At 52.4% G+C, this 23,610-nt stretch carries 20 protein-coding genes; 8 read left to right on the top strand and 12 right to left on the bottom strand.

The features are described from left to right. Positions 1 to 232: 232 nt before the first annotated feature. Positions 233 to 1,624 (top strand): nucleobase:cation symporter-2 family protein, encoded by a 1,392-nt coding sequence (locus GEAM_RS18485; protein WP_034794476.1) that lies wholly within the window; start codon positions 233 to 235, stop codon positions 1,622 to 1,624. A 154-nt stretch (positions 1,625 to 1,778) separates the two neighbouring features. Next, positions 1,779 to 3,464, top strand: a complete 1,686-nt coding sequence (locus GEAM_RS18480) for an AsmA family protein (protein ID WP_034794475.1) — start codon at positions 1,779 to 1,781, stop codon at positions 3,462 to 3,464. 81 nt (positions 3,465 to 3,545) lie between these two features. Here the strand turns inward: GEAM_RS18480 and fabY are convergent, their stop codons facing one another. From fabY to typA, 5 genes are all read right to left on the bottom strand, one after another. Next, positions 3,546 to 4,478: a fatty acid biosynthesis protein FabY gene (gene fabY, locus GEAM_RS18475; protein ID WP_034794474.1), complete on the bottom strand. Its 933-nt coding sequence runs from the start codon at positions 4,476 to 4,478 to the stop codon at positions 3,546 to 3,548. 33 nt (positions 4,479 to 4,511) lie between these two features. Continuing rightward, a complete protein-coding gene (gene dtd, locus GEAM_RS18470) occupies positions 4,512 to 4,949 on the bottom strand; it encodes a D-aminoacyl-tRNA deacylase (RefSeq protein WP_034794473.1) in 438 nt (145 codons plus the stop codon). Between the two features lie 23 nt (positions 4,950 to 4,972). Further along, positions 4,973 to 5,851, bottom strand: a complete 879-nt coding sequence (locus GEAM_RS18465) for a virulence factor BrkB family protein (protein ID WP_034794471.1) — start codon at positions 5,849 to 5,851, stop codon at positions 4,973 to 4,975. Then, entirely contained in the window at positions 5,848 to 6,450 is a 603-nt protein-coding gene (gene yihX, locus GEAM_RS18460) for a glucose-1-phosphatase (protein WP_034794469.1), read from the bottom strand. The genes GEAM_RS18465 and yihX overlap by 4 nt, the downstream gene beginning before the upstream one ends. 165 nt (positions 6,451 to 6,615) lie before the next feature. After that, positions 6,616 to 8,439 carry a ribosome-dependent GTPase TypA gene (typA, locus tag GEAM_RS18455; protein WP_034794468.1) on the bottom strand — a complete coding sequence of 608 codons (1,824 nt, stop codon included), beginning with the start codon at positions 8,437 to 8,439 and terminating at the stop codon, positions 6,616 to 6,618. A gap of 495 nt (positions 8,440 to 8,934) precedes the next feature. Between typA and glnA the strand changes: the two genes are divergently transcribed. From glnA to glnG, 3 genes are all read left to right on the top strand, one after another. Further along, positions 8,935 to 10,344 carry a glutamate--ammonia ligase gene (glnA, locus tag GEAM_RS18450; protein WP_034794466.1) on the top strand — a complete coding sequence of 470 codons (1,410 nt, stop codon included), beginning with the start codon at positions 8,935 to 8,937 and terminating at the stop codon, positions 10,342 to 10,344. Between the two features lie 233 nt (positions 10,345 to 10,577). Then, positions 10,578 to 11,627, top strand: a complete 1,050-nt coding sequence (glnL, locus tag GEAM_RS18445; RefSeq protein ID WP_034794669.1) for a nitrogen regulation protein NR(II) — start codon at positions 10,578 to 10,580, stop codon at positions 11,625 to 11,627. Between the two features lie 7 nt (positions 11,628 to 11,634). Continuing rightward, positions 11,635 to 13,047 (top strand): nitrogen regulation protein NR(I), encoded by a 1,413-nt coding sequence (glnG, locus tag GEAM_RS18440; protein ID WP_034794464.1) that lies wholly within the window; start codon positions 11,635 to 11,637, stop codon positions 13,045 to 13,047. Between the two features lie 77 nt (positions 13,048 to 13,124). Here glnG and hemN read toward each other — a convergent pair whose 3' ends face one another. Together hemN and yihI are read right to left on the bottom strand one after the other, a co-directional pair. Further along, on the bottom strand, positions 13,125 to 14,531 hold the full coding sequence (hemN, locus tag GEAM_RS18435) for an oxygen-independent coproporphyrinogen III oxidase (protein ID WP_051899574.1): 1,407 nt from the start codon (positions 14,529 to 14,531) through the stop codon (positions 13,125 to 13,127). Positions 14,532 to 14,719: 188 nt separating this feature from the next. Beyond that, positions 14,720 to 15,280, bottom strand: coding sequence for a Der GTPase-activating protein YihI (gene yihI, locus GEAM_RS18430; RefSeq protein WP_034794463.1), 561 nt, complete (start codon positions 15,278 to 15,280; stop codon positions 14,720 to 14,722). Between the two features lie 578 nt (positions 15,281 to 15,858). Here yihI and yihA point away from each other — a divergent pair. Then, a complete protein-coding gene (yihA, locus tag GEAM_RS18425) occupies positions 15,859 to 16,503 on the top strand; it encodes a ribosome biogenesis GTP-binding protein YihA/YsxC (RefSeq protein ID WP_034794461.1) in 645 nt (214 codons plus the stop codon). Positions 16,504 to 16,656: 153 nt separating this feature from the next. On the opposite strand, the gene spfP is transcribed toward yihA, so the two are convergent. From spfP to GEAM_RS18405, 5 genes are all read right to left on the bottom strand, one after another. After that, a complete protein-coding gene (gene spfP / locus GEAM_RS23615) occupies positions 16,657 to 16,704 on the bottom strand; it encodes a small protein SpfP (protein ID WP_071892919.1) in 48 nt (15 codons plus the stop codon). A gap of 164 nt (positions 16,705 to 16,868) precedes the next feature. Beyond that, complete coding sequence (gene polA / locus GEAM_RS18420; protein ID WP_034794459.1) at positions 16,869 to 19,673, bottom strand: DNA polymerase I; 2,805 nt, start codon at positions 19,671 to 19,673, stop codon at positions 16,869 to 16,871. A 379-nt stretch (positions 19,674 to 20,052) separates the two neighbouring features. Continuing rightward, positions 20,053 to 20,676 carry a thiol:disulfide interchange protein DsbA gene (gene dsbA, locus GEAM_RS18415; RefSeq protein ID WP_034794457.1) on the bottom strand — a complete coding sequence of 208 codons (624 nt, stop codon included), beginning with the start codon at positions 20,674 to 20,676 and terminating at the stop codon, positions 20,053 to 20,055. Positions 20,677 to 20,723: 47 nt separating this feature from the next. Then, positions 20,724 to 21,710, bottom strand: coding sequence for a serine/threonine protein kinase (locus GEAM_RS18410; protein ID WP_034794456.1), 987 nt, complete (start codon positions 21,708 to 21,710; stop codon positions 20,724 to 20,726). Positions 21,711 to 21,802: 92 nt separating this feature from the next. Continuing rightward, positions 21,803 to 22,072, bottom strand: a complete 270-nt coding sequence (locus tag GEAM_RS18405) for a YihD family protein (protein WP_034794454.1) — start codon at positions 22,070 to 22,072, stop codon at positions 21,803 to 21,805. A 149-nt stretch (positions 22,073 to 22,221) separates the two neighbouring features. Here GEAM_RS18405 and mobA point away from each other — a divergent pair, with 149 nt between their 5' ends. Together mobA and mobB are read left to right on the top strand one after the other, a co-directional pair. After that, positions 22,222 to 22,806, top strand: a complete 585-nt coding sequence (gene mobA, locus GEAM_RS18400) for a molybdenum cofactor guanylyltransferase MobA (protein WP_034794451.1) — start codon at positions 22,222 to 22,224, stop codon at positions 22,804 to 22,806. Further along, on the top strand, positions 22,803 to 23,324 hold the full coding sequence (gene mobB, locus GEAM_RS18395) for a molybdopterin-guanine dinucleotide biosynthesis protein MobB (RefSeq protein ID WP_034794448.1): 522 nt from the start codon (positions 22,803 to 22,805) through the stop codon (positions 23,322 to 23,324). Before mobA ends, mobB begins: the two co-directional genes overlap by 4 nt. Positions 23,325 to 23,610: the final 286 nt, after the last annotated feature.

Here is a 23,610-nt window from a genome sequence, read left to right as displayed (position 1 = left end):
AGCTCCATGTGTACAAAAATCCATAAATATTATTGAGTTATAAGAACTCCGGATCGCTGTTGTTTTCTTGAGAGGGAATTAGAAGTCAGATAGGCAATTCAGTGCAAGAAAAACAGTGTCAACGTGCGACGCGGCTTAAAGTTTTCACAGAAAAATTTGGCTTCGCAATCGATTGCTTTTGGCAGGATTTTCATGAAAAATGCCCGCTTTGCCGCTTTATGGATGCCAAAACATGAGTACGCAATCTGCCGAGACAGACGCACAGCACGCCGAACTTTCCCGCCCGCAGCACAGTGAACTGATTTATCGCCTTGAAGATCGCCCGCCGCTGCCGCAAACCCTGTTTGCCGCCTGCCAGCACTTATTGGCGATGTTCGTGGCCGTTATCACCCCCGCGCTGCTTATCTGTCAGGCACTCGGCCTGCCCGCGCAGGACACCCAGCACATTATTAGCATGTCGCTGTTTGCCTCAGGCCTCGCATCCATTTTGCAAATCAAAACTTGGGGGCCGGTCGGCTCCGGGCTGCTCTCCATTCAAGGCACCAGCTTTAACTTTGTTGCGCCGTTAATCATGGGCGGCATGGCACTGAAAAATGGCGGAGCCGATGTCCCAACCATGATGGCGGCGCTGTTCGGCACGCTGATGGTGGCGTCCTGCACTGAAATCATTCTTTCCCGCTTCCTGCATCTCGCCCGCCGGGTGATCACCCCGCTGGTCTCGGGCATTGTGGTGATGATTATCGGCCTGTCGCTGATTCAAGTTGGCCTGACGTCAATTGGCGGCGGCTACGCGGCGATGAGTGACCACACCTTTGGCGCGCCGAAGAACCTGCTGCTGGCCGCCGTGGTTCTGGTAGTGATTATCCTGCTCAACCGCCAGAAAAACCCTTACCTGCGCGTTGCCTCGCTGGTGATTGCCATGGCCGTAGGCTATATCGCTGCATGGCTGATGGGTATGCTGCCAGCCTCTGCGCCGGCGGCACAGACCAATCTGGTCACCCTGCCAACTCCGCTGTACTACGGGCTGGGCTTCGACTGGAACTTATTGATTCCGTTAATGCTGATTTTCATGGTGACCTCGCTGGAAACCATTGGCGACATTACTGCCACCTCTGACGTCTCCGAGCAGCCGGTCAGCGGCCCGCTATATATGAAGCGCATCAAAGGCGGCGTGTTGGCCAATGGCCTGAACTCAATGCTTTCAGCGGTGTTCAACACCTTCCCTAACTCCTGCTTCGGCCAGAACAACGGCGTGATTCAGTTAACCGGCGTTGCCAGCCGCTATGTCGGATTTGTCGTAGCATTGATGCTGATTGCGCTGGGCCTGTTCCCAGCCGTGGCGGGCTTTGTACAGCATATTCCTGAGCCGGTGCTGGGCGGCGCAACCATCGTGATGTTCGGCACCATCGCGGCATCTGGCGTGCGCATTGTCTCCCGCGAACGCCTGAATCGCCGGGCCATTATGATCATGGCGCTCTCTTTGGCGGTCGGCATGGGCGTTTCCCAGCAGCCGCTGATTTTGCAGTTCGCACCTGACTGGCTGAAAACCCTGCTCTCCTCGGGTATCGCGGCAGGCGGCATCACCGCCATTGTGCTGAATCTGATTTTCCCGCACGAAAAATAATCATCCGCTGTAACCCCTGCAACTGCGGCGAGAGGTCTGGAACCCTCGCCGCATTTTCTTGTCTCTGTCATGCTAACCTATTGAGAAAGGCCACTGTTTACGGCATAAACAAGGTATTCTTTTACTCCTTTCCCGACGGATACGGATTTAGACGATGAAATTTATCGGTAAAGTTTTGCTGACATTAGTCCTGCTGTTGGTGCTGGCGATTGTGCTGATCTATGTGCTGTTGCAAACGCGCTGGGCAGCGACGCAAGTCAGCCAATGGATCACTGGCAACAGTAACTACCACCTATCAGTCGGAAAAATAGACCACGGCTGGTCAGAGCCCGGCCGCATTGTGCTCAATGATGTGACCTTAGGAGCCAAAAACCAGCCCGATGCGCTGAACGCGGCACAGGTAAACCTTGATCTGAGCTGGCGGCAAATCACCGATCCTAAATTCTTCGATCGCATCACGCTTATCAACGGGCGTCTCAATCTCAACCCTTCAGCGCTGAATTTGCCGATTCAGGCCAACACGCTTCAGTTGAACAAAATGGCGCTGGTCGGGGATGTGAATGACTGGGAAATTGACGGCCAGAAAGTGAATGCGGGTATTTACCCTTGGCAGCCCAAGGCCGGGCGCGTGCTTGGCGAAAATGCCGAGTTCCAGCTTAGCGCCTCCGCGCTGACCCTCAACGGTATTCCTGCTGAAAACATTCTGGTTCAAGGCCAGATTAATAATAATCAGCTTACCCTCAGCAACTTCGGCGGCGACTTAGCGCGCGGCCAGTTAACCGGCAAAGCCAGTCGCGCTGCGGACGGCAGCTGGACTATCGACAACGTTCGTTTGAGCAATGTCCGTCTGCAAACCGCCGAGCCGCTGTCGGTATTCCTGCAAGATGCGCACAAGTTACCGAAAGTCAGTATTAAGCGTTTTGACCTGATTGACGCTCGCCTGCAAGGGCAAGACTGGGCGTTCAGCGATGTCGACCTGTCCGTTAAAGACGTCAACCTGCAAGACGGCGATTGGCAGAGCGAAGACGGGGAAATCTCACTCAACGCCACTGAGATGATTAATGGCAATCTGCATGTTATCGACCCGTTGGTGAATTTGGACCTTTCGCCGCAGGGCATCGCCATTCGCCAAGTGAGCGGACGCTGGGAAGGCGGCCTGCTGCGCACTACCGGCAGTTGGACTCGCGCCAACAAGCGTTTGCAGTTGGATGAGCTGACGGTTGCCGCGCTGGAATACACGCTGCCGCAAAACTGGCGTCAGCTTTGGCTGCAAACCCTGCCGTCTTGGCTGTCCGAGGTGTATGTCGGCAAGTTGATGACTAACCGCAATCTGATCATCGATATTTCGCCACAGTTCCCCTTCCAGCTGACCGCACTCGACAGCTATGGCAGCGATTTACTGCTGGCGCGTAACCACGAGTGGGGCATCTGGTCCGGCAAGCTTAATCTGAATGCCAGCGACGCCACCTTTAACAAGGTCGACGTCCGCAGGCCGTCTCTGGCACTGGAAGCCGCAGATAATCAGGTCAAAATCACCGAGCTGAGTGCCTTCACCAAAGAAGGTTTGCTGGAAGCCACGGGTAACGTTGACCAACAGCCGCAGCGTAATTTCTCCGTAAACCTGACGGGGCGCGCCGTGCCGTCGAACGTGCTGGAAAACTGGGGATGGCCTCACCTGCCGCTAGAGGGCAATGCTAACTTGCAGCTCAATCTGCAAGGGCAGCTTCCTGCTAATGTCGATTTCAAACCGACGCTCAACGGCAAGCTCCACGCCCTTAGCGCCGACGGTAAGCAAATCGACCAGCAGATGAATCAGGGAATTATTGCAGGCGGAAACTGAGTGGATCCCCGTCACTTGCCTAGGTAAGTGACGGGGTGATTGAGCGCGCCAACGCAGGCGCGGCTCGAAGAAAGACGGGTATCAGTTGATCTGTGGCTCTAGCGGAGCATCCGGTGAAGCTGGCAGCACAATGTAAGTCCCTTCAAAAATAGCCCCGTTGGCTTCATCGCCTAACAGATTCACTTCCAACTGAACGCGCGCCCTGCGCCCCTTAGCCAAACGGTCAAGATCGCCACTGATTGAGCTTAAGTCTGCAATAGCGCGCGGGCGGCCAGTGACTGGCGCGCTGTAGCGGATATGGGCGTCGGCCAAGACAATGGTTCCGCCTAAATGACGCTCACGCAGCAGCAACCAGATTAACCCCCAGCCGGTCAGCGTCGCCAATGAAAACAGGCTTCCGGCGAACAGGGTATGGTGCGGATTCTGATTCCCCGCTTCCGGCATGGTGGTGACAAAGCGCTGGCCGGTGTACTGGCTGATGCGCACGCCCATTTTCTCACTCAGCGGAATATGGTCATACCAAGCTTGTTGCAGCTGCCCGCACCAGTCGGGGCGATGCAGAATATCGTCCAGCGTCTCAATCGGTTTGATCATCAAGAAGTGGCGCACCGGCGTGGTTTGCGGCGTAGTGATCTCTCCTTGGTTGACGAAACCCAGTTTGGCAAAGAACGCCTCGGCGTCTTCGCGCGCGCTACACACCACGCGTTTCACCCCTTCCTGACGAGCGACGGACTCTAGCGTCATCGCCACCAGCGTCCCCAAGCCTTTGCCTTGTACGTTCGGGTCTACGGCCAGAAAGCGAATCGACGCCTCGTTATCCGCATTGATATACAGACGCCCGACGGCCACGGTGTTGCCGTGCTCGTCCACCACCATCTGGTGATGCGCCATGGCGTCGTAGGCATCACGCTCTGAGCCTTCGGGTTGGTGCAGCGGCTTACGCAACATCTCCCAGCGGAAGGAGTAATAAGCCGCCAGCTCTTTTTCGGTTACAGGAACTCTCAAATGATACATAGATAGATTCTCTCCGGCGCGATGCCTTTTAAATCAGACTTGTAGCCAGAAGGTCACGGGTCCGTCATTAACCAGTGCCACTTTCATGTCGGCGGCGAAGCGCCCTGTTTCAGTCGGAATGCCTTTCTCCCTGCATTCCCCGCAGAAGTAGTCATACAGTCTTTCGGCTTCTTGTGGCGCAGCGCCTCGCGAAAAGCCGGGGCGGTTGCCCTTTTGGGTATCGGCCACCAGCGTGAATTGCGAAACCACTAACAGGCTGCCCCCGGCCTGCTGCACGTTGAGGTTCATCTTGCCGTTCTCATCACTGAAGATACGGTATCCGATCACCTTATCGCACAGTTTTTTTGCCTTTTGCTCATCGTCACCTTGCTCGACACCCAGCAAAATCAATAATCCCGGTCCAATCTCACCGCAAACCTCGCCATCTACCGTCACGCTGGCATTCAGTACGCGTTGAATTAATGCAATCATAAAAATCCTTTCGTGTTACGCAATTAGGGCTCTTTGATATCCAAGGCCGGGCCGTCCGAGGTGCGCAGTTTGCGCAGTGACCGGTATTCACCCAGCGTGACGGTGATTTCAGCCCCCAGCAGCACAATGCACCAGCTGACATAGACCCACAGGAATAGAATTGGGATCACCGCCAGCACGCCATAAATCAGCTGATAAGAAGGGAACAGCTGGATGTAGAGCGCGAACACCTTCTTGCCCAGCTCGAATAATATGCCTGAGACCAGCGCGCCGATTAACGCGTCTTTTGGCGGCACGCGCACCGTCGGCACCACCTGATAGAGCAGCCAGAAGGAAACCCATGAAATCAGCAGAGGCAGCACGCGCAATACGCGGTCGATAACCGAATGCACGTCCGTGACGTTGCTTAGCCAGTTGAGTGAGAGCAGATAGGAGCTGATCGCCACGCTGGCCACCAGCAGGATTGGGCCGAGGGTCAGCACCATCCAGTAAACGGCAAATGAGAAGACGATCGGACGCTTGTTTTTGCTGTCCCAAATCTTATTCAGCACGCTGTCTACCGAGGCAATCAGCAGCAGCGCGGTGATGATCAGCCCACAGGTACCTACGGCGGTCATTTTGCTGGAGTTCGCCACAAACTGTTCGAGATAGCGCTGGATAACGTCGCCGGTGGCGGGCATGAAGTTACTAAAGATAAAGGCTTTGAGCTGCTCGCTTATCTCGGAGAAAACCGGGAAAAGAGCGAACAGCGAGAAGACCACTGCGATTAATGGCACCAATGAGAGCAGCGAAACGTAGGCCAGATGGCCCGCCAATAACGTCAGGCCATCCTTGTCGGCACGCTTAAGCAGCAGGTGTACGAAATGCCCGCCGGCTTTTACTCGACGCCACAATACTCTCATCCATGCTCCGCGGCTGAAAACCAAGTTGGTACGGTTTTTTTGTCTTCCACCAGCACGGCTCTGATACCCACGGACTGGGCGGCCTCGACGTTTTCGAGCACGTCGTCGAAGAACACCGCCTCGCTGGCGTTAACGCCTTCTTTATTCAGCACATATTCGAAAATGCGGGTTTCTGGCTTACGCATCCCTAAGTCTTGCGACAGATAAATGGCATCAGCGTTTTCGGCGATTTCAGGGTAGTGCTTCGGCCAGTAGTCGAGATGCAGGCGATTGGTGTTAGACAGCACCACCACGCGATGACCCTGCTGGCGCAGCGTTTTGAACAGCTCAATCACCTCTGGACGCAGGCCAACGAACACCGCGTGCCAGCCAGCGCTGAACTGTTCAAAGCTGAGTGCAATGCCCATTTCTTCGCAAAGCGAGGTCGCGAACTCTTCGTCGCTGATTTCGCCGCGTTCGTGCTTCTTGAACACGTCGCCCATTGAAAATCGTTCATTGAGTATCGCCAAAGGCGTACCGCTGAGGTTGCTCCACACCCCAAGCACACGTTTGAAATCAATATCAATAATGACGTTTCCCATATCAAAAATGTACAGCATTGCACGCTCCTGATTTCAAAGATGATGCTTAACTTTAGCGGGAAAAGGGACGTATGAACAGGGAGTGGAGCACAGCGTTGCGAGGTAAATTGAGTAAAAAACACAAAAAAAACAGGGCACCCAAAGGCGCCCTGTTCGATTGAAAACGTCTAGCGAGGAAGAAGATTAACCTTCTTTAGGACCACGCATTGCACGTTTACGATCGTTCTCAGTCAGGTGACGTTTACGGATACGTACAGACTGAGGAGTCACTTCTACCAGTTCGTCATCATCGATGAATTCCAGAGCTTGCTCCAGAGACATTTTGATAGCAGGAACCAAGGTAGTTGCTTCGTCAGTACCGGACGCACGCATGTTGGTCAGCTTCTTACCGGTCAAGCAGTTCACAGTCAGGTCGTTAGAACGTGAGTGAATACCGATGATCTGGCCTTCATACACTTCTGCGCCGTGACCCAGGAACAACTTACCGCGGTCTTGCAGGCTGAACAGTGCGAACGCAACAGCTTTACCCTGACCGTTAGAAATCAGAACGCCGTTCTGGCGCTGACCGATTTCACCCGGACGAACGTCGTCGTAGTGGCTGAAGGTGGAGTACAACAGGCCAGTACCAGAAGTCATGGTCATGAACTCAGTACGGAAGCCGATCAGGCCACGTGCTGGGATCAGGTAGTCCAGACGGATACGACCTTTGCCGTCAGGGATCATGTCCTTAACGTCGCCCTTACGCTCACCCATGGCTTGCATGACTGAACCCTGGTGCTGTTCTTCGATATCCAGCGTTACGTTTTCGAATGGCTCTTGTTTACGACCATCAATCATCTTGTTGATAACTTTTGGACGAGAAACAGCGATTTCGAAACCTTCACGACGCATGTTTTCAATCAGAACTGACAGGTGAAGTTCACCACGGCCAGATACGCGGAACGCATCAGCATCTTCAGTTTCTTCAACACGCAGTGCCACGTTGTGCACCAGTTCTTTGTTCAGACGGTCAAGGATCTGACGTGAAGTCACATACTTACCTTCTTTACCACAGAACGGAGAGGTGTTTACGTTGAAGTACATGGTAACGGTTGGTTCATCAACGCTCAGTGGAGTCAGCGCTTCGACGTTCTGTGGATCACAGATGGTGTCGGAGATGTTCAACTCGCCCAAGCCGGTGATAGCAATGATGTCGCCTGCTTCAGCCAGTTGAGTTTCGATACGCTCCAGACCCATGTGGCCCAGTACTTTACCGACTTTACCGTTACGGGTTTTGCCTTCGCTATCAATGATAGTGACTTGTTGGTTAGGCTTAACCACACCGCGTTTGATACGGCCGATGCCGATAACGCCAACGTAGTTGTTGTAGTCCAGCTGAGAGATTTGCATCTGAAGTGGGCCGTCACGGTCAACTTTAGGTGCTTCAACGTGGTCTACGATTGCCTGGTACAGCGGGGTCATGTCTTCGGCCATGTCAGCATGGTCGGTGCCCGCGATACCCATCAGTGCAGATGCATAGATGATTGGGAAGTCGAGTTGCTCGTCAGTCGCGTCGAGGTTAACGAACAGGTCGAAGACCTGATCAACAACCCAGTCAGGACGTGCGCCCGGACGGTCAACTTTGTTGATTACCACGATCGGCTTCAGACCATTAGCGAATGCTTTTTTGGTCACGAAACGGGTTTGCGGCATCGGGCCATCCATTGCATCCACAACCAGCAGCACCGAGTCGACCATTGACATCACACGCTCTACCTCACCGCCGAAGTCGGCGTGTCCTGGGGTATCAACGATGTTGATGCGGTAGTCTTTCCAATTAATGGCGGTGTTTTTTGCGAGGATGGTAATCCCACGCTCTTTCTCCAAATCGTTGGAGTCCATTACGCGTTCAGTTGCTTCTACACGCTCTCCGAAAGTACCGGATTGTTGCAGCAACTTGTCGACCAGGGTGGTTTTACCATGGTCAACGTGGGCAATAATGGCGATGTTACGCAAATTTTCGATCACAGCTTTGCCTCAGGCATTAGAAATAGCGCGCTATTGTACACGTATTAAGCGAGGTTCTAAACAAGATCACAATGATCTTATCGAAACAACTCGATGATGGTTACTTTGTGATCCCTTTCACGGTGCAAACAGGCCCTTGCACTCGCTTGGCGCACCAATTTGGTGCTTCAGATCTGGCCATTGGCACCAAAAAGGTGCAAAAACTCCGTTATGGTGCATACTCTAAAGGTGCAAAAGCCCTTTAAAATGGCGTTGTTTGCATTTTCTCAAAGTTGGCACAGATTTCGCTATTACTTTTAAGGGTGAAAAAAGTCTTATCAGAGCTATTCCCCAGTACATTGAAGTTGCCACTCAGGCGGCAACCTAAAATTACGCGGGATAAATAAAAGCTGTTTAGGCCACACGCCAGTTCCACTAGGGTTGTTGTTTACAAATAAATGCCAACTAATTGGTTATTCGTTCCACGACGATAATGAGAAATTCGGGAGAACTAGTATGTCCGCTGAACACGTTTTGACGATGCTGAATGAGCATGAAGTGAAATTCGTAGATTTACGTTTCACTGATACCAAAGGCAAAGAACAGCACGTCACCATTCCATCTCACCAAGTGAGCGCCGACTTCTTCGAAGAAGGCAAAATGTTTGATGGTTCTTCAATCGGTGGCTGGAAAGGTATTAACGAATCTGACATGGTTCTGATGCCAGATGCCAGCACTGCTGTTCTTGACCCATTCTACGAAGAAACCACGCTGATCATTCGTTGCGACATCCTTGAGCCAACCACGCTGCAAGGTTATGACCGTGACCCACGCTCTACTGCAAAACGTGCAGAAGACTTCCTGCGCTCTTCAGGCATCGCGGACACCGTTCTGTTCGGACCTGAGCCAGAGTTCTTCCTGTTTGACGATGTGCGCTTCGGCAGCAGCATCTCCGGTTCTCACGTAGCTATCGATGATATCGAAGGCGCATGGAACTCCAGCACCAAATACGAAGGCGGCAACAAAGGCCACCGTCCAGCTGTTAAAGGCGGTTACTTCCCAGTTCCTCCGGTTGACTCCTCTCAGGACCTGCGTTCTACCATGTGTTTGACCATGGAAGAAATGGGCCTGGTGGTTGAAGCTCACCACCACGAAGTAGCAACTGCTGGTCAGAACGAAGTGGCAACCCGCTTCAACACCATGACCAAAAAAGCTGACGAAATCCAAATCTACAAATACGTGGTTCACAACGTGGCTCACGCATTTGGCAAAACTGCGACCTTTATGCCAAAACCAATGTTTGGCGATAACGGTTCAGGTATGCACTGCCACATGTCTCTGTCTAAGAACGGTAACAACCTGTTCTCTGGCGACAAATACGGCGGCCTGTCTGAAATGGCACTGTTCTACATCGGCGGTATCATCAAGCACGCTAAAGCGATCAACGCCTACGCTAACCCGACTACCAACTCCTACAAGCGTTTGGTCCCGGGCTACGAAGCGCCAGTTATGCTGGCTTACTCTGCGCGTAACCGTTCTGCGTCTATCCGTATTCCACACGTATCTAGCCCTAAAGCTGTGCGTATCGAAGCTCGCTTCCCAGATCCAGCGGCTAACCCATACCTGGCGTTCGCAGCTCTGCTGATGGCTGGCCTTGATGGCGTTATCAACAAGATCCACCCTGGCGATGCGATGGACAAAAACCTGTACGACTTGCCACCGGAAGAAGAAGCAGAGATTCCAAAAGTTGCAGGTTCTCTGGAAGAAGCCCTGAACGCGCTGAACGAAGACCGTGAGTTCCTGACTCGTGGCGGCGTGTTCACTGACGATGCTATCGACGCTTATATCGCTCTGCGTAAAGAAGAGATGGATCGTGTTCGCATGACTCCACACCCAGTTGAGTTCGAACTGTACTACAGCGTTTAATCGCTAATGAGCGCCGGGCAACTGGCGCTCAAGAAACACCCGACTGAAGGCCAGCAGTGTGAAGACCTTCAGCGTCTTAAAATAAGTAAGACATTTTTTTGTTGCCGTGGAAACTTTCAGCCCATCTTCGGATGGGCTTTTTTCTCCACACTCTTTCCTGCTTAACCAATCTGACCCGTGAATCTGCCGGGTAGCCGGATAAAATGCACCAAGACGGTGCGGGAGACAGCGGTATGGCAACTGGCAAGCTGCCTGATTCAGGGCAGATTTTGAATTCTCTAATCAATAGCGTTCTGCTATTGGATGACGAACTGGCTGTGCATTATGCCAACCCTGCCGCACAACAATTGTTGGCGCAAAGCTCCCGGAAACTGTTTGGCACGCCGTTGCCAGAACTGGTGGGCTATTTTTCTCTCAATATTGAGTTGATGCGCGAAAACTTACAGGCAGGACAAGGGTTTACAGACAGTGAAGTGACGTTAGTGGTTGATGGTCGGGCACACGTTCTGTCCTTAACGGCGCAGGCTTTGCCAGAAGGTTTTATTCTGGTCGAACTGGCCCCGATGGACAATCAGCGTCGCCTGAGCCAAGAGCAGCTGCAACACGCCCAGCAAGTGGCCGCCCGTGATTTGATTCGCGGATTGGCACACGAGATTAAAAACCCGCTGGGAGGATTACGCGGTGCGGCGCAGCTTTTATCACGCGCCCTGCCCGATCCCGCCCTGCTGGAATACACCAAAGTCATTATCGAGCAGGCAGACAGGCTGCGAAATCTGGTGGACCGACTGCTCGGCCCACAACGCCCGAGCCAGCACGTTACTCAGAGTATCCATCAGGTGGCTGAGCGCGTTTGCCAGCTGGTCTCGATGGAAAAGCCGGACAATGTTGAGCTAATACGTGATTACGATCCGAGCCTGCCCGAGCTGGCGCACGATCCTGATCAAATAGAACAAATTCTGCTGAACATTACCCGCAACGCCTTGCAGGCTCTGGGTGAGGAAGGCGGAACCATAACATTGCGCACACGCACCGCCTTCCAGATAACCCTGCATGGCGTGCGTTACCGCTTAGCCGCCCGTATCGATATCGAAGATACCGGTCCCGGCGTGCCGGCGCATTTGCAGGATACACTTTTTTACCCAATGGTCAGTGGCCGCGAAGGGGGAACAGGACTGGGCCTGTCTATCGCGCGCAGTTTGATTGACCAGCATTCGGGTAAAGTTGAATTTAACAGTTGGCCAGGACATACCGAATTCTCGGTTTACCTGCCTATTCGCCAGTGAGGTTCTTATGCAACGAGGGATAGTTTGGATCGTCGATGACGATAGCTCCATCCGCTGGGTTCTTGAACGAGCGCTCACTGGAGCGGGCTTAAGTTGTACCGCTTTTGACAGCGGCAATGATGTGCTTGAAGCCATCGCAACTCAAACCCCTGACGTGTTGTTGTCCGATATTCGCATGCCCGGCATGGACGGTTTAGCGCTGTTAAAACAGATTAAACAGCGCCACCCAATGCTTCCGGTCATCATAATGACTGCGCATTCTGATTTGGATGCGGCGGTCAGCGCATATCAACAGGGAGCCTTCGACTACCTGCCAAAACCTTTTGATATTGATGAAGCCGTGGCTCTGGTTGAGCGCGCTATCAGCCACTATCAAGAGCAGCAGCAGCCACCGCGCAGCCAGCCTGCCAGCGGCCCAACCGCAGATATCATCGGCGAAGCGCCTGCCATGCAGGACGTGTTTCGCATCATTGGTCGCCTTTCACGCTCCTCCATTAGCGTGCTGATCAACGGTGAGTCCGGGACGGGTAAAGAGCTGGTGGCGCACGCGTTGCATCGCCACAGCCCGCGCGCCAAAGCGCCGTTTATCGCGCTGAATATGGCGGCTATTCCGAAAGACCTGATTGAGTCCGAATTGTTCGGCCATGAAAAAGGCGCATTTACCGGCGCCAACACCATTCGTCAGGGGCGTTTTGAGCAAGCCGACAACGGCACGCTGTTCCTCGATGAAATCGGTGACATGCCGCTGGATGTGCAAACTCGCCTGCTGCGCGTGTTGGCCGACGGCCAGTTTTACCGCGTGGGTGGCTATGCGCCGGTTAAGGTCGATGTGCGCATTATTGCCGCGACGCACCAAAATCTGGAGCTGCGCGTGCAGGAGGGCAAATTCCGTGAAGACCTGTTCCACCGTCTGAACGTGATCCGCGTCCACCTTCCGCCACTGCGCGAGCGCCGTGAGGACATACCGCGCTTGGCGCGCTACTTCCTGCAAGTGGCAGCCAAAGAGCTGGGTGTGGAAGCTAAAAACCTCCACCCTGAAACCGAAACTGCGCTGACTCGCCTGCCTTGGCCGGGGAATGTCCGCCAGTTGGAGAACACCTGCCGCTGGTTGACCGTGATGGCCGCCGGGCAAGAAGTGTTGATTCAGGACCTGCCGAGCGAACTGTTTGAAAGCTCTGCGCCGGAGTCCAGCGGGCAAAGCCTGCCGGACAGCTGGGCAACGCTGCTGGCCCAGTGGGCGGACCGCGCGCTGCGTTCCGGTCATCAAAACCTGCTGTCGGAAGCTCAACCTGAAATGGAGCGCACTCTGCTGACCACCGCGCTGCGCCACACTCAGGGCCACAAGCAGGAAGCCGCTCGGCTGCTGGGCTGGGGGCGTAACACCCTGACCCGCAAGCTAAAAGAGTTGGGAATGGAGTAAAGCGGGCCGCAATAACCCGTTGCTCGCAGACAAAAACAGCCGCATTAGCGGCTGTTTTTATTTCGGCGGAACGCAGGTCAAATCACGCGAGAGAACTGCTGCTGGCGCACCTGTTTGCGCAAATAGATATCAAAACACATGCAGATATTGCGGATCAGCAACCGCCCGCGCGGCGTCACCTGAATGCCGGTTGGGCTGATGTCCACCAGCCCGTCATTGGCTAATGGCTGAAGCAGCTTCAGGTCCTCGGCGAAGTAGCTCGAGAAATCAATGCCATAACCCTGTTCGATTTGCTCGAAATCCAGCGCGAAGTGGCAAATCAGCGACTTAATCACCTCGCGGCGCAGGCAGTCATCATCCGTCATCTCTAAGCCGCGCCACAGCGCGTGGCCATCGGTCGCGACGCGATGATAATAGGTTTTTAAGTCTTTCTCGTTTTGGGCATAGGTGTCGCCCAACATGCTGATGGCCGACACGCCAAGGCCTAGCAGGTCGCTGTCGCCCTGAGTGGTGTAACCCTGAAAGTTGCGGTGCAGCTTGCCTTGCTGCTGGGCGATGGCCAGCTCGTCGTCCGGACGAGCAAAGTGGTCCATGCCGATGAAGCGATAACCCGAGTCAGTCAGCGACGAGATGGTTTCTTGCAGAATGCGCAGTTTCTCTTCGGCACCCGGCAAATCCTCATCTTTAATTTTGCGTTGGGCGGCAAACAGCTTGGGCATATGGGCGTAGTTAAACACGCTGAGGCGGTCCGGGCTAAGTTCCGCCACGCGCTGCAAGGTGTAGGCAAAGCTCTCCGCCGTCTGCTTCGGCAAACCGTAAATCAGGTCGATATTTGTCGAATTGAATCCCAGCGCCTTCGCCCGCGCAATCAGGGCGAAAATAAAGTCTTCGTCTTGTTCACGATTGACCAGCCGCTGAACCTCTTTATTGAAATCCTGCACACCCATGCTCAGGCGATTAAAGCCTTCGGCGCGCAGGTGATCGAGCACATCCAGCTCGATTTCACGAGGATCCAGCTCCAGCGACATCTCGGCGTTCGGTAGGAAGTCGAAATGCCCCCGCAGAAGGCCCATCAAACGGCTTATCTGCGCTTTATCCAGATAAGTGGGCGTACCCCCACCCCAATGCAGTTGACTCACCTGACGGCCTTTAAACAGCGCGGAGCGTTGGCGAATCTCTTGCTCTAAGACATTGAGGTACTCTTCCGCCTTATGCTGCTGGCGAGTGACCAGCTTGTTGCAGCCGCAGAAGTAGCAGAGCTTATGGCAAAACGGGATGTGGACGTACAGGGAGAGTGAGCGATCGGGGTAGCGCTGGGCGGCGCGCCGAAAAGCAGCGTCGTCGTAGGTTTCGCTGAATTCGAGAGCCGTGGGATAAGAGGTATAGCGCGGGCCGGAATAGTTATATTTTTGGATCAGGGCCAAATCCCACTCGGCAGTGGGTTGCGATTGAGAAGCCGATGACGCAGCGCTGGTTGAGTTCATGATGCTCACTCCTTGCGACGTCTGCTCCTCGTAGAACGCATAATGGGCAGGGGTTTAGCCTGCCGCATCGCGCTCGCATGACGCAAACGTGCTTTGGTTTTCGATAACCGGCGTAGTTTAACGAATAACCAAAGCATATGACATGCAAAGAGTAAGGCTATTGCCGTTGGGATGACCCAGCGCAATTTTTAGAAACCGTCTTTCGGATTCCCGCGCTTAAGCAGCTGCATCATGTCTTCTTTTTTCTCTTCTTCTTCGTCAACTTCGTCGTCTTCATCGCCAAGTTCAATACCCAGCAATTCCATCAACACGTCGATACGGTCAAGAGTCTGATCAACATAAGACTGATCTTCTGCGCTCAGGGTTTCGCCGTCGTCCAGCTTATCCAGCAGGCTATCAAGGCGCGGATCGTTCTCGAGCAGCGTCAGCTCTTCTTCTGGCGGCAACTGAGGTTTAGCTTCGGCCTGAGGTTTGGCGGCTTTCTTGGCTTTAGTCGCGTTGTTGAAAACAGTTTCAACCACCAGCGGCACTGCTTTCTTGCTGCCAATGCGCGGATCGGCTTTCTTGCCACCCGCTGCATTCTGCTCTTTGGCGGCGTCTGGGTTAGCGCGTGAACCAGCTTTACGGCCACGGCGTTTGTTATCACGCTTGCGTTGGCGCGCTTCGATATCGAGTTCAACGCGATTTTTTTTCTTCTTAGGTTTTGCTGTCGCGGTATTGGCGCTCGGCGCTTTCGCTGGCTGTTTCATGGCATCTGCTCTTAGGTGTGTTCAATTAGTATAGATTTGCGGCGGAATCTAGCAGAAAGCGAACAAAGAAAAAAGGCAGCAAGTAAGCCTTGCTGCCTTTTTATCTCCTTCCGTAGAAGGTTATTCTTACATTACGTTCCATGTTTGGTCACAACGTCCCAATTTTTCCCTTACCTTTCAAAGCTTCCAGCTTGGTTCATCCATGATTGCGATGCAATTCCTCTGATCCGTGAAGGCTGATTCATCCGTGCTTCCGTTCTTTCCTTCATCGCGTAAGAATTACTTTACCCCAATCAGCTTAAGGCTCAAGATACGCAGCATATGAAGGAGGTGTGATTTCTAGCGGGTTTTGATATCTCACTGAATTTAAATACTTTTAAACATCACGGCGCGAAATAAAGCGTGATAGCCCGCATTTTGAATGGCAAATGTCTTACATCGTGAAGGAATTTTTTCCGCACCTTCATTCTTATGACCCCTTCTCATCATCATTCGGATCACAAAAACAGAAACGCATCCCGCCCCTGTTGCAGCTATAATCGCCAGCCAGATACCTAAGCATTTCGGAGAAGCACGTTTTGACCAGCCAAACTTACAACTATCATATGACCCATTTCGTCATGAGCGCCCCGGACATCCGGCATCTGCCAAGTGATGAAGGCATTGAAGTCGCATTTGCTGGTCGTTCAAACGCCGGCAAATCCAGTGCGCTTAATACCCTGACCCAGCAAAAAGCGCTGGCGCGTATCAGTAAAACGCCGGGGCGTACTCAGCTGATTAACCTGTTTGAAGTTGAGCCGGGCATTCGTCTGGTCGACTTGCCGGGCTATGGCTACGCGCAGGTTCCGGAAGAGATGAAGATCAAGTGGCAGCGCTCTTTGGGTGAATACCTGCAGATGCGTAACTCGCTGAAAGGTCTGATCGTGCTGATGGATATTCGCCACCCGCTGAAAGACCTCGACCGTCAAATGATTGAGTGGGCGGTCGCCGTGGGTACGCCAGTCATGCTGCTGCTGACCAAGGCCGACAAACTGGCTTCCGGCGCGCGTCAGGCTCAGGTCAAAATGGTGCGCGAAGCCGTTAAAGAATATATGGGTGATATTCAGGTCGAAGCTTTCTCTTCATTGAAGAAGCAGGGCGTCGATAAGCTGAGTCAAAAGCTGGACACTTGGTTTAGCGAGCTGCCGCCTGAAGTGCTGGAAGATGCTTTGTCTGGCGAGTAATGCTGATTTAGAGATTTGCTAGAGATAGCGAAGAGAAAGGGTGGCCTGAGGGTCGCCCTTTTTTGTGGCTAAAAGCCGCGAAAAGGTGGAAAAAGCTGGCAAAAGCACAATAAAAAACGCCCCAGACATAAATGCCTGGGGCGGCTAAAATATTCAGCCAAATCCGATTACGTGAAGTAAAAGGTCTGAAAGATAGAACATCTTACCTCTGTACCCTACGAGCGAGACTTTACCCTATTTCTGAAAAAGGAAAAAGACTTTTTTGTAGTTTACTTACACAAAAATTGTATTTTATGCGATCACCCTCATGAAATGATCGCACTATTATGTAGCTTAATTACAGAATCAGATCAAAAGTTGCACTATTAGTGTGCTTCGTCCCAATTCTTGCCCACGCCCACTTCAACTTTCAGCGGCACGGCCAGCTCCATACTTCCTTCCATCAGACTGCGGACTTTCTCGCTCACAGCCGCGACATCGTCATTATGCACTTCAAACACCAGTTCATCGTGAACCTGCATGATAATGCGCGCCCGTGGGGCATCGGGTTGCAGTAGCCAATCCGCGACTTTAATCATCGCGCGCTTAATGATGTCGGCGGCGGTACCCTGCATCGGGGCGTTGATCGCGGCGCGCTCGGCGCCTTTGCGGCGCATAGCGTTGCTGGATTTGATGTCTGGCAGATACAGGCGGCGACCATCGAGGGTTTCAACATAGCCCTTTTCAGAAGCCTGAGTGCGGGTGCGCTCCATGTACTCCAGCACGCCCGGATAGCGTTCGAAGTACAAGTCCATATAACGCTGGGACTCTTTACGCGGAATATTCAGCTGACGGGACAGACCAAACGCACTCATGCCGTAAATCAGACCAAAGTTAATCGCCTTCGCGCTGCGACGCTGCTCGCCGGTGACGCTGTCCAGCGGCGTGCCAAACACTTCAGCCGCCGTGGCTTTATGGATATCTTTGCCTTCGGCGAAAGCTTTCAGTAAGCCTTCATCCTTAGACAAATGGGCCATGATGCGCAGCTCGATTTGCGAGTAGTCCGCCGCCACGATGCAGTGGTCCTTCGGCGCGATAAATGCCTGACGAATACGACGCCCTTCTTCATTACGCACCGGAATGTTTTGCAGGTTAGGGTCGCTGGAAGACAAGCGCCCAGTCGCCGTCACCGCCTGATGGTAGGAGGTGTGTACGCGGCCAGACTGCGGGTTAATCATCAGCGGCAGCTTGTCGGTGTAGGTCGATTTAAGCTTGGCTAAGCCGCGATATTCCAAAATGACTTTTGGCAGCGGGTAGTCCAGCGCCAGTTCCGCCAGCACTTCTTCATTGGTCGAAGGTGCGCCGCCCGGCGTTTTTTTCAGGATTGGCAGTTTCTGTTTTTCATACAGAATGGCCTGCAGCTGCTTGGTGGAAGAGAGGTTAAATGGCTCTTCCGCCAGTTCGTGAGCCTTGGTTTCCAGCTCGGCCAAGCGAATGGTCAGCTCTTTGGAGTGAGCCGCCAGAATATTTTGGTCAATCAGCACGCCCGTGCGCTCAATGTGTGACAACACCGGCACCAGTGGCATTTCAATCTCATTGAATACCGTGGTGAGCGTGGCGCTCTCCTCAATTTTCGGCCATAAAGCCTGATGCAGTTGCAGCGTGACATCAGCATCTTCAGCCGCATAAGGCGAAGCCTGCTCAAGGGCAATCTGGTTGAAGGTCAGCTGGTTCTTACCTTTACCGGCAATCTCTTCGAAGCTCACCGTCTTATGGCCCAAGTAGCGATCGGCAAGGCTGTCCATGTCATGGCGGCCGGAAACACTGTCCAGCACGTAGGATTCGAGCATGGTGTCGAAAGCGATGCCTTTCAGCTCAATGTCATAACGCAACAGAACGCCGCGATCGAACTTCAGGTTCTGACCCACTTTCAGCTGTTTTTCATCTTCAAGCAGAGGCTTGAGCTGGGCGAGCACTTCGCTGCGGTCGAGCTGGGCTGGTGAGTCAAGGTAGTCATGAGCCACAGGCAGGTAAGCAGCCTTGCCCGGCGCGACGGCGAATGACAGGCCAATCAGGTTGGCCGTCAGAGTATCTAGACCGTCAGTTTCGGTATCAAAAGCAAAGACGTCAGAAGCTTTGAGATAGCCAATCCACTCATCCAACGTCTCTTGGTCCAGAATGGTGACATAGCCCTCTTGAGACAGCTGGGCGCGCTCCACCGGCTCGCCGACGGCAATCTCAATCTCTTCTCCGCCCTTCTTCTTGCTGGCCGCAGGTTTGGCAGCGCCTTTCTTGCCAGACAGCCACGTGCCGGCTTCAACATCCGCTAACCAGCGTTTGAACTCATAACGGGCGAACAGGCTTTGCAGCTCGGTGGCGTCAGGCTCGGCGACAGTCAGCTCGCCGCAGGTGATGTCTAGCTCAACGTCAGTTTTGATGGTCGCCAGCTGGTAAGAGAGGTAAGCCACCTCTTTGTTCTCACCCAGCTTGGCACCCATGGTTTTGGCACCACGGAAGCTCAGCGTGGCGATTTTATCGAGATCGGCATACAGCGCATCAAGGCCGCCAATCCCCTGTAACAGTGCCTGCGCGGTCTTCTCACCCACGCCCGGAACGCCGGGAATGTTGTCGGAAGAGTCGCCCATCAGTGCGAGGAAATCGATGATCAGCTCAGGCGGAACGCCATATTTCTCAACCACTTCGTCCGGGCCAAGAATCGCGTTGTTCATGGTGTTGATAAGGGTCACGCCCGGCGTCACCAGCTGCGCCATGTCTTTATCGCCGGTACTGATAAGCACCGCGTGGCCAGCCTTCTCGGCTTCCAAAGCTAATGTGCCGATGACGTCATCGGCTTCAACCCCAGAGACAACCAACAGCGGCAGGCCCATGGCTTTCACCATCTGGTGCAGGGGCTCGATTTGGGCACGCAGGTCGTCCGGCATTGGCGGACGGTGCGATTTATATTGATCGAAAAGTTCGTCACGGAAGGTTTTGCCTTTCGCATCAAAAACGACGGCAACGTGGCTCGGAGTGTATTGCAGCAGCAGACTGCGCAGCATGTTCAGCACGCCGTACATCGCACCGGTTGGCTCCCCGGCCGAGTTGGTCAGCGGAGGGAAAGCGTGGTAGGCGCGGTAAAGGTAAGACGAACCGTCTACCAGGATAAGTGGGTTTTCTGCTATCTGGGCCATAACTCTTCTTTATTCGTGATCTGACATGCTCTAAGGATGCCATAGCTGAGGATAAAGGCGAACCTTGAGAGATAAATTGATAACAAACTTGCGAGGGATCTCGCGGGATCACCCTGTGGATAACTTTGTGAGTAAAATTTATATCAGGGAAATTATTAGGAATTCTAGTAAGAGGATATTAATTTTTAGCTACGGGTTTCATGCAGTTAAACCATTTTTCTAGCAAAAATAGTTGTCATAGAAGTTTAACGGTTAATGTGGATATTATAATTAGACGTTATTAATATGCTGCGGTTTTATATTTGCCCGGCGGCTAATTTAATTGGCTGTGGCGGGGTAAAATAAATGCCAGCTTAACGCTGGCATTTCAATTTAGGAATTACTTCTGAGTCGCTAAGAAGTTAACAACATCAGAGAATTGCTTGGTGTAGATATCCATGGTGGTGGTATCCAGGCCGTCATTTTTGACCATGTATTTACCATTCACGAATACAGATGGCACACCCTGCAGATTCAAGTCTTGGGCGGCTTTCTCTTGCTGTACAACCAGAGATTTAACCACGAAGCTGTTCAGCGCCGCGTCATAATCTTCGCCTTTCACGCCAGCCTGAATAAAGACTTTGCGAATATCATCAACGTTTTGAACTGTCTGCTGTTTTTGCACGGCTTCAAACATCAGTGGGCTAACTTTATCTTCCACGCCCAGTGCAATAGCCACAGCCCAAGCTTGGGTCAGCTGTTTGCCTAATGGGCCAAGGAATTCAGCGTGGTATTTAGCGTATTTAACGCCTTGTGGCAGGTTCTTACGGATATTGTCAGATACATGCCAAACTTGCTCGAACTGATAGCAGTGCGGGCAATAGAATGAGAAGAACTCAAGAACCTGAGGCTCACCGGCCGCTGGCTTATCCAGCGTAACGTACTGCGTACCATTAGAAAATTGGGCAGCTGATGCGCTGAAGGCCATAACCATACCAATCAGTGCCAAGAATATCTTTTTCATATCAAACCTATCTCCATTTAATTAAATATTTAGCGTTTATTCACGACTCAGTACATTGGCATCAGCTGTAAAGGCGGCGCCTGTAATTTCTTAATCTGCTCATTAAATACGGCAGACTGATTAAACCAAAAGTCTTCATCTTTCATCCAAGGGAAGCTTTTTGGAAAAGCAGGATCTTCCCAACGGCGCGCAACCCATGCGAGATAATAGACCATTCTCATCGCCCGCAGAGGTTCTATCAGCGCTAACTGGCTGGCGTCGAAGTCAGCAAACTCACTGTAGGCCTCAAGCAGGATATCCAGTTGCAGCCGCTGCTCGCTTTGATCGCCGTGCAGTAACATCCATAAATCCTGCACCGCCGGGCCATTTCTCGCATCATCTAAATCGACAAAAATCGGGCCATCACGCCACAGGATATTTCCCGGATGGCAATCACCATGCAGGCGCAGAGGCGTCCAATCCTGATGCCAATACTCGCCAATGGTGGCGATCAGGCTGTCAGTCGTTGCAAGGAATGCCGCGCGCTGGCGTGAAGGAATTAAAGATGAGTTTTCGAGAATAATGCGAGGTTGCGTCAGGTATTCATCCAGCCCGATGGCGGGTCTGGAGGCAAACAGGCTTTCACTGCCCACCTGATGTATACGCCCAAGAAAACGCCCAACCCATTCTAATTGGTCGAGATTATCGATTTCATATTGGCGGCCGCCAACGCTTGGAAATACCGTAAACAGGAAACCTTGATAGGAATGGAGAGTGGTTCCCTGAATATTTAGCGGGGCAACGGCAGGGATTTCCGCATCGAGCATATCCTGTGAGAAAGCATGTTCCTCAAGAATTTGCTCTTCACTCCAGCGTTCCGGCCGATAAAACTTCACCACATAACGTTGTCTGTCTTCACCAATAAATTGATAGACGCGGTTTTCATAACTGTTTAATGCGGTGAGGCCAGATTCTGCAATTAACCCGACGCTTTCTAACGCATCGAGGATCAGATCTGGCGACAGGGCCTGGAAATTGAAAGCGGAATTGTTCATAACTTCATTCAGTTAGGCCATACGGAAAAATGACGATGTTAAATAGTATCATCGATTTTTGGCGAGTCGCATGAAGTTCACATAAGTTTACATCAATCCTTAATAATTCCACGTGCACGTAAAATGGCAGTTTTGAAATCATCCTCATAATCTTTCTTGAGGCCTGGAATTTCAGCCGTGCTCTCGCTGCCGCGCATTTTGAGGTGATAAATCAACATATCATCGCTCAACTCAGCCAGCGGCCCCTGATATCCACACTCAGTAGCGAGTTTCTGCAAGAATTGCAGCAAATTCATATCAGAATCATTCTTCCATGCTGGATGGAGCAGCTCGATAAGCTCGTTTAGGCGATGCTCTTTCATAATAATGTCCTTTTATTTGCAGTAGTCCCACAAAATATCAGGCTTATTTCCTCAGGGGAAGGGAGAGTTAAAACAGCCGATTAAAACCTGATTCATCACAATGTTTGGCGTTACAATCGCAGCAAAGAGAGTCTAGAAGGGTAAAAAGAATGAGCACGGACGATATCACTGGAGTCATTTTAGCTGGCGGGCGCTCGACGCGTATGGGGCAGGACAAAGGTGTAATCTCAGCCGCTGGTAAGATGCTTTTCGAACATATCGCCGACCGGTTGCGCCCGATGGTGGGTGAAATCCTTATTAATTCGAACCAGAACGCCTCAATTTATGGCCAGCACTTCAACGTGGTGCCTGATATCACTCAGGATTATGCCGGGCCGCTCGCCGGAATGCTGGCGGGCTTAAAAGCGATAAACACTGAATGGGCGCTGTTCGTCCCCTGCGATGTCCCCTCCTTCCCACTGGATTTGGCTAAGCAGTTTGTGGCGCACAGCTCCCAACACTCTGCCGTCTATGCGCGAGACGCTTTAAGAGATCACCCAACTCTGTGCCTGCTGAGTAAAAATATCATTCCTGAGCTGGAAAGCTATCTAGCCCAAGGAGAACGGAAAGTGATGATTTTCCTCAAGCAGATCAATGCACTACCTGTAGAATTTAATGATCCACAGGCTTTCGCCAATCTGAATACTCCAGCAGATGTTGCTCTGTGGGAAAAGACATTAGGCCAGCCATCATGAATCAAAGATCTCTCCCGTTACTTGGCATCGTGGCCTACAGCGGCACGGGTAAAACCACCCTTCTGAAGCAGCTCATTCCTTATTTGAAGGCCAAAGGTGTGCGAGTCGGGCTTATCAAACATACCCATCACGACGTTGATGTTGATACTCCTGGCAAAGATAGCTTTGAGCTAAGAAAGGCTGGAGCACATCAAACCATGGTTGCCAGCAGCCAGCGCTGGGCGTTAATGACAGAAACGCCAGAGGCTGACTCCCTCGATCTTCACTATCTTGCCAGCCGTTTCGACAGCAATTCATTAGATATGATTTTGGTTGAAGGCTTTAAGCATGAGCAAATAGATAAAATCGTCTTGTACCGACAGGGCGTACCGAAAGCATTTGAAGGGCTGATAGATGCCCATACCATCGCAGTTTGCAGCGACATTTCGCTTGAGCATAACCTGCCCTCATTAGATATCAATGATATAGAAGCAGTCGGCCAGTTTGTTATCCAGTGGCTTAACAACAGCGTGGGTTGATCCATAAGCCATAACGCAAGAAGCCCCCTCGCTCGTCAGAGCAAGGGGGCTTTTTTTTGTTTGGCAGTTTGCCGTTTCCCACAAAACAAAAAACCCCAGCCTTTCAGCTGAGGTTTCTTACTTTATTTGATGCCTGTCAAGTGATGAACCACTGCGTGCTTCACCCTGCGGGCCGTTGCGGCGCAACGTTCATAAGCCAAAACCCATGCCCTAACGGCAAGAAGCCCCCTCGCTCGTCAGAGCAAGGGGGCTTCTTTTGTTTGGCAGTTTGCCGTTTCCCACATAG

The sequence above is a fragment of the Ewingella americana ATCC 33852 genome (assembly GCF_000735345.1).
Lineage (GTDB): Bacteria > Pseudomonadota > Gammaproteobacteria > Enterobacterales > Enterobacteriaceae > Ewingella > Ewingella americana.
This window is presented reverse-complemented; position numbering and strand designations above follow the sequence as displayed.

Excerpts from the sequence above, each read along its gene's own strand:
- polA (WP_034794459.1), bottom strand. The coding sequence starts at position 19,673 with ATGGCCCAGATAGCAGAAAACCCACTTATCCTGGTAGACGGTTCGTCT.
- GEAM_RS18405 (WP_034794454.1), bottom strand. The coding sequence starts at position 22,072 with ATGAAAGAGCATCGCCTAAACGAGCTTATCGAGCTGCTCCATCCAGCA.
- glnG (WP_034794464.1), top strand. The coding sequence starts at position 11,635 with ATGCAACGAGGGATAGTTTGGATCGTCGATGACGATAGCTCCATCCGC.
- mobA (WP_034794451.1), top strand. The coding sequence starts at position 22,222 with ATGAGCACGGACGATATCACTGGAGTCATTTTAGCTGGCGGGCGCTCG.
- GEAM_RS18465 (WP_034794471.1), bottom strand. The coding sequence starts at position 5,851 with ATGAGAGTATTGTGGCGTCGAGTAAAAGCCGGCGGGCATTTCGTACAC.
- dtd (WP_034794473.1), bottom strand. The coding sequence starts at position 4,949 with ATGATTGCATTAATTCAACGCGTACTGAATGCCAGCGTGACGGTAGAT.
- GEAM_RS18410 (WP_034794456.1), bottom strand. The coding sequence starts at position 21,710 with ATGAACAATTCCGCTTTCAATTTCCAGGCCCTGTCGCCAGATCTGATC.
- mobB (WP_034794448.1), top strand. The coding sequence starts at position 22,803 with ATGAATCAAAGATCTCTCCCGTTACTTGGCATCGTGGCCTACAGCGGC.
- yihX (WP_034794469.1), bottom strand. The coding sequence starts at position 6,450 with ATGCTGTACATTTTTGATATGGGAAACGTCATTATTGATATTGATTTC.
- hemN (WP_051899574.1), bottom strand. The coding sequence starts at position 14,531 with ATGAACTCAACCAGCGCTGCGTCATCGGCTTCTCAATCGCAACCCACT.
- fabY (WP_034794474.1), bottom strand. The coding sequence starts at position 4,478 with ATGTATCATTTGAGAGTTCCTGTAACCGAAAAAGAGCTGGCGGCTTAT.
- glnL (WP_034794669.1), top strand. The coding sequence starts at position 10,578 with ATGGCAACTGGCAAGCTGCCTGATTCAGGGCAGATTTTGAATTCTCTA.
- dsbA (WP_034794457.1), bottom strand. The coding sequence starts at position 20,676 with ATGAAAAAGATATTCTTGGCACTGATTGGTATGGTTATGGCCTTCAGC.
- GEAM_RS18485 (WP_034794476.1), top strand. The coding sequence starts at position 233 with ATGAGTACGCAATCTGCCGAGACAGACGCACAGCACGCCGAACTTTCC.
- GEAM_RS18480 (WP_034794475.1), top strand. The coding sequence starts at position 1,779 with ATGAAATTTATCGGTAAAGTTTTGCTGACATTAGTCCTGCTGTTGGTG.
- yihI (WP_034794463.1), bottom strand. The coding sequence starts at position 15,280 with ATGAAACAGCCAGCGAAAGCGCCGAGCGCCAATACCGCGACAGCAAAA.
- glnA (WP_034794466.1), top strand. The coding sequence starts at position 8,935 with ATGTCCGCTGAACACGTTTTGACGATGCTGAATGAGCATGAAGTGAAA.